The sequence below is a fragment of the Faecalicoccus sp. genome, from assembly GCF_036552745.1.
GTDB lineage: Bacteria > Bacillota_I > Bacilli_A > Erysipelotrichales > Erysipelotrichaceae > Faecalicoccus.
Window position 1 is genome coordinate 1 of sequence record NZ_JAXKBY010000194.1, and the last position, 1,712, is coordinate 1,712.

2 protein-coding genes are annotated in these 1,712 nt (G+C 38.1%); both read left to right on the forward strand.

All coding sequences use genetic code 11. The features are described 5' to 3' along the window. Positions 1–51: 51 nt before the first annotated feature. Positions 52–741, forward strand: coding sequence for an HAD family hydrolase (locus tag U0M88_RS09090; protein WP_331869602.1), 690 nt, complete (start codon positions 52–54; stop codon positions 739–741). 1 nt (position 742) lies between these two features. Then, on the forward strand, positions 743–1,561 hold the full coding sequence (proB, locus tag U0M88_RS09095) for a glutamate 5-kinase (RefSeq protein WP_331869603.1): 819 nt from the start codon (positions 743–745) through the stop codon (positions 1,559–1,561). Positions 1,562–1,712: the final 151 nt, after the last annotated feature.

Here is a 1,712-nt window from a genome sequence, read left to right on the forward strand (position 1 = left end):
ACTTTATACTTCGCTATTGAGAAACGTAGCTATCTTTTATATAATCAAAACATGAAATTTTTATTTGATTGCGATGATACCCTCTATGATCTTTCCTGGCCTTTTAAAATGTGTTTAAAAGAGTTCCAATTGCATGTGCCACAGGAACAAATAGATTCTTTTTATGCCTGTTACAGAGCGCATGGTGATGCGATCTTTTCAAAGATTCAGAATAATCAGATTACGGTAGATCAATCAGGGGCGTACCGAATTTTAAAAGCTTGTGAAGAATATGACATCCCATTTTCAGAAGAGGATGCTGTTTTATTCCAACAATGTTATAAACATTACCAACAAAAGATCTCCATGAGTCCTGTTTTTCATGATTACTTTTCATCGACTAAAAGCGAATGTGGTATCTTGACAAACGGTGAAGATATGCACCAGCGAAATAAGCTGCGTACTTTACAAGTTTTTTCCTATATTCCTGCCAATCATATTTTTACCAGTGGTCAGATCGGAGTCAGTAAACCAGATATACGCGCATTTCAATATGTGATGAAGGCTCTAGATGAAAAGGCGAGTGACTGGTTTTATATCGGTGATAATTATATTAATGATATGGAAGGCGCCAGGAAGGCTGGACTGCATACGATTCATTTCAATCGTCATCATCAAAAAGAAGGCCCGTGCAGTGATCATGTAGTTTATACAGAAGAAGAATTGATTTTACTTTTAAGAGAATTGGAAGGTCGTGAATAAAATGGACAGATCTTGTCTGAAGCATAAAAAAAGGATTGTTATTAAAGTTGGTTCCAGCAGCATTACACATGAAAATGGAGATTTATACTTATCTCGAATTGAGAAGTTGGTTCGTGTGCTATGTGATTTACGCGCACAGGGAAAAGATGTTGTTTTAGTATCTTCCGGTGCCATTGCCTGTGGTCGAAGAGCTTTGCATATCGGAAGAAGACCGGAATCGACTGCTGAGAAACAAGCTTTTGCGGCTGTGGGGCAGGCTCGATTGATGATGGTCTATCAAAGACTTTTTAGTGAATATAATATGGTGGCTTCCCAAATTTTATTGACAAAAAATATCATGCGAGAAAAACATGCCAGAGAAAATGCTCGCAATACCTTTCTGGAGCTTTTTGCCCTCCAAAGCATTCCTATCGTCAATGAAAACGATACGATTTCAACCCATGAGTTACTGGAAGTCGAAAGCTTTGGCGATAACGATCAGCTGGCCAGTACGGTCGGTAGTTTGATTGGAGCGGATTTGATTATCTTATTGAGCGATATCGAAGGATTATATACCGATAATCCCAAGACAAATCCCAAAGCACAACTGATCCGACATGTATCCCATATTGATCAAACGCTATTGAATATGGGTACCAATGAATCTAGTTCCAATGTGGGAACCGGTGGTATGAGCGCTAAATTAGTGGCCGCTCAAATTGCCATGGATGCCGGTGCCGATCTAGTGATCGCCAAATTTGAAGAAGGCATTGTGACCCGCATTCTACAAGGACAGCAGGCAGGCACATATTTTTGTGCAAATAAGGAGATTAACTATTAGAAATCAAGTAAAAAATCAAAAATTTTAAAAAGACATGACAAAAAGACCTAACAAAAGGTCGATTGAAAAAATTATGGTCTATAAGAAAATGGCTACCTCATTTTCTTAGGATCATAATCAACATTGTTCTTCTCTAAAAAGAAGATGATAC

Excerpts from the sequence above, each read along its gene's own strand:
- U0M88_RS09090 (WP_331869602.1), top strand. The coding sequence starts at position 52 with ATGAAATTTTTATTTGATTGCGATGATACCCTCTATGATCTTTCCTGG.
- proB (WP_331869603.1), top strand. The coding sequence starts at position 743 with ATGGACAGATCTTGTCTGAAGCATAAAAAAAGGATTGTTATTAAAGTT.